Raw genomic sequence first — 3,702 nt, 5'->3', positions numbered from 1 at the left:
GCCGGGGGAGAGGCCCGGCCGGTGCCGCGGGGCGCCGCGGGGATCGGATCCCGCGCGTACCTGGCCGACACCTGGGTTCCCGCGGCGTCCCGCGTCCCTCGTGCGGTCTCCCGGGCCATGCCCCCGGCGCCCAGGCGCGCGGGGACGATCACGCGCGTCCGCAAGCCGGCGGGTGCTCTCTCGGCGGCCCCGGCCGGGCGCCGCCCCCGCGGGCGGCGACGGTTGCGTCCCGGCGCCGGCCGCGCGACAACGCGGGCAGCTTCCCGCGCTCGTCTTCCCGCGCTCATCCGGAACACCACAGACGTGACGTCCAACGCCCCGGCGCATCCCCGAAAGACCTTCGCTCTCTCGACCGCGATCTCCTACCCCAACGGCGCGCCCCATATCGGCCACGCCTACGAGGTGATCGCCGCCGACGCGATCGCGCGCTTCCACCGGCTCGACGGCTACGACGTGCTGTTCTCCACCGGCACCGACGAGCACGGGCTGAAGATCCAGCAGGCCGCGACCCGGGCCGGCACCACCCCGCGCGCCTTCGTGGACGGCACCGCCGCCCGGTTCCAGGCCATGGCCGACCGGATGGACTGCGCCTACGACCGCTTCATCCGCACCACCGAGCCCGACCACTACGCGGCCGCCCAGGAGATCTGGCGGCGGATGGAGGCCAACGGCGACATCTACCTCGACAAGTACGCCGGCTGGTACTCGGTCCGCGACGAGGCCTATTACGACGAGGCCGAGACCCGGCTCCTGGAGGACGGCAGCCGCCGCAGCCTCGCCACCGACACGCCGGTCGAGTGGATGGAGGAGGAGAATTTTCTGTTCCGGCTCTCCGCCTACCAGGACAAGCTGCTGAAGCTTTACGACGAGCAGCCCGGCTTCATCGGGCCGGACACCCGCCGGAACGAGGTGGCGAGCTTCGTGCGCTCGGGCCTCAAGGACCTCTCGGTCAGCCGCACCAATTTCGACTGGGGCGTGCCGGTGCCCGGCCATCCGAACCACGTCATGTACGTTTGGGTCGACGCCCTGACCAACTACCTCACGGTCACGGGCTTCCCCGACGCGTCCGATCCCCGAAAAGAATTCTGGCCGATGGACCTGCACGTGATCGGCAAGGACATCGTGCGGTTCCACGCGGTCTACTGGCCGGCCTTCCTGATGTCGGCCGGGCTGCCGCTGCCCAAGCGGGTCTTCGGCCACGGCTTCCTGCTCTCCAAGGGCGAGAAGATGTCGAAGTCGCTCGGCAACGTCCTCGACCCGTTCGAGCTCGCCGACACCTACGGGGTCGACCCGGTGCGCTACTTCGTGCTGCGGGAGGTGCCGTTCGGCGGCGACGGCAGCTACAGCCACGAGGCGATCATCGGCCGGATCAACGCCGACCTCGCCAACGATCTCGGCAACCTCGCCCAGCGCTCGCTCTCGATGGTCGCCAAGAACTGCGACGGTGCGGTGCCGGATCCCGGCGCCCTGGACGCGGCCGACACGGCCCTGCTGGCCCAGGCCGATGCCCTGCCGGCGCGGGCCCGCACCCTCATGGGCGATCTGGCGCTGCACACCGTCCTGGCGGAGATCTGGGCCGTGGTGGCCGAGGCCAACCGCTACTTCGCCGCCCAGGAGCCGTGGAAGCTGCGCAAGTCCGACCCGGCGCGGATGAACGCGGTGCTCTACACGACGCTGGAATCCCTGCGCGTCTTCGGCATCCTGACCCAGCCCTTCGTGCCGGGAGCGGCGGCCAAGCTCCTCGACCTGCTGGCGGTGCCGGCCGACCGGCGCGGCCTCGCCGATGTGGGGGAGGGGGGCCGCCTCGTGCCCGGCACGGCGCTCCCCGCCCCCGCGCCGATCTTCCCGCGCTTCGAGCGCCCCGAGACGCCGTCCGCTTGATGGCCCCTGCCGCTTGATGGACCTTGCCGCCCGACGGCCCCGAGACCCGATGCTCATCGACAGCCACTGCCACCTCGACTTCCCGGATTTCTCCGCCGACCTGCCGGGCGTGATCGCCCGCGCCCGGGCCGCCGGCGTGACCGGCATGCTCACGATCGCCACGCGGGTCGCCAAGGCCGACACCTACCGGGCCATCGCCGAGGCCCATCCCGAGGTCTGGTACACGGTCGGCACCCATCCCCACGGGGCCGCCGAGGAGCCGGACGTCGCCGCCGAGACGATCGCGGGCCTCGCCCAGGCCAGCCCGCGCTGCGTCGGGATCGGCGAGGCCGGCCTGGACTACCACTATGCCGACGCCGCCCCCGAGGCCGTGCAGGAGCGGGTCCTGCGCGCCCATATCGCGGCGTCCCGCCTCGCCGGGGTGCCGCTCGTGATCCACGCCCGTGACGCCGACGACCACATGGAGCGGGTGCTCGCCGACGAGATGGGCCGGGCGCCGTTCCGGGCGGTGCTGCACTGCTTCTCGTCGGGGCGGCGGCTGGCGGAGGCCGGGGTGGAGTTGGGGCTGTACGTGTCCTTCTCGGGCATCGTCACCTTCCGGCGCTCGCACGACCTGCGCGACATCGCCCGGGCGGTGCCGCGGGACCGGATCCTGGTGGAGACCGACGCGCCGTTCCTGGCGCCCGAGCCCCACCGGGGGCGGACCAACGAGCCGGCCTACACGGCCGACACCGCCCGGTCGCTGGCCGAGACCCTGGGGCTGCCCGCCGCGGATCTCGCCCGGATCACCACGGCGAACTTTTTCACGCTGTTCGACAAGGCTGCCGGAACGACTCCGGGCGCCGCGTGACGCGTTCAGAGCGGGAGATCCGGATGGCGAGCCTGACCCTGCGCATCCTCGGCTGCGGCTCGTCCGGCGGCGTGCCGCGGGTCGGCAGCGGCTGGGGCGCCTGCGACCCGGAGGAGCCGCGCAACCGCCGGCGGCGCTGCTCGATCCTGGTGGAGCGGGCGTCGGGGACGGGGCGGACCACGCTCCTGGTCGACACCTCTCCGGACCTGCGCGAGCAGCTCATCGACGCCGGCGTGACGCGCCTCGACGGGGTGCTCTACACCCACGCCCACGCCGACCACACCCACGGGATCGACGACCTGCGCCCGCTGGTGATCGCCATGCGGGCCCGCATCCCCGTCTACGCCGACGCCCTGACGCGGTCGCTGCTCACGGCCCGGTTCGGCTACTGCTTCGAGACGCCCCCCGGGAGCGCCTACCCGCCGATCCTCGACCTGCGCGACCTCGCCGCCGGCCGCGACCTGGCCCTGGAGGGGGAGGGGGGCGCGATCACCGTGGAAGCGCTCCCGGTGGAGCACGGCAACGAGGCGGCCCTGGGCTTCCGGTTCGGCGCGGCCGCCTACATGCCCGACGTCAGCCTGATCCCGGAGGCGAGCCTCGCCCGGCTCCGCGGCCTCGACCTGCTGATCATCGACGCCCTGCGGGACACCCCGCACCCGACGCACTTCTCCGTCTCGGACGCACTCGCGTTGATCCGGGCGGTCAGACCCCGCCGGGCGGTGCTCACCAACCTGCACACCGATCTCGACTACGCCGCTCTGGCGGCGCGCCTCCCGGAGGGGATCGTGCCGGCCTATGACGGCATGAGCCTGAGCCTCGACGGCTAGGGTGGGAGGGCAGGGGCCGAATCGGGCGTCACACGCCTGTCGTCGCCCGAGTCCAAGAAAATCGGCTTTCCGGCCAACAAGCCTGTTGACGGCCGGGAACCGTGGATCTATACCCCGGCTCATCGGCGCCGGCCGCGGAAGTGG

General features: G+C 72.7%; 3 protein-coding genes. All 3 read left to right on the top strand.

Translation table 11 applies throughout. From position 1 onward, the window contains the following. Positions 1-303 precede the first annotated feature (303 nt). The 3 genes from metG to ACTJK8_RS32190 are packed head-to-tail and all read left to right on the top strand — an operon-like array spanning position 304 to position 3,558. A complete protein-coding gene (gene metG, locus ACTJK8_RS32200) occupies positions 304-1,881 on the top strand; it encodes a methionine--tRNA ligase (RefSeq protein WP_012318497.1) in 1,578 nt (525 codons plus the stop codon). A gap of 49 nt (positions 1,882-1,930) precedes the next feature. Beyond that, the gene (locus ACTJK8_RS32195) at positions 1,931-2,731 is read left to right on the top strand and encodes a TatD family hydrolase (RefSeq protein ID WP_440763197.1); all 801 of its coding nucleotides are present in this window, start codon (positions 1,931-1,933) and stop codon (positions 2,729-2,731) included. Between the two features lie 23 nt (positions 2,732-2,754). Continuing rightward, the gene (locus tag ACTJK8_RS32190) at positions 2,755-3,558 is read left to right on the top strand and encodes an MBL fold metallo-hydrolase (protein ID WP_012318499.1); all 804 of its coding nucleotides are present in this window, start codon (positions 2,755-2,757) and stop codon (positions 3,556-3,558) included. Positions 3,559-3,702 lie beyond the last annotated feature (144 nt).

The sequence above is a fragment of the Methylobacterium sp. 22177 genome, from assembly GCF_052045615.1.
GTDB classification, from domain to species: Bacteria; Pseudomonadota; Alphaproteobacteria; order Rhizobiales; family Beijerinckiaceae; genus Methylobacterium; species Methylobacterium radiotolerans.
Note: the sequence above shows the minus strand (reverse complement) of the source record. Positions and strands in the feature narration are given on the sequence as shown.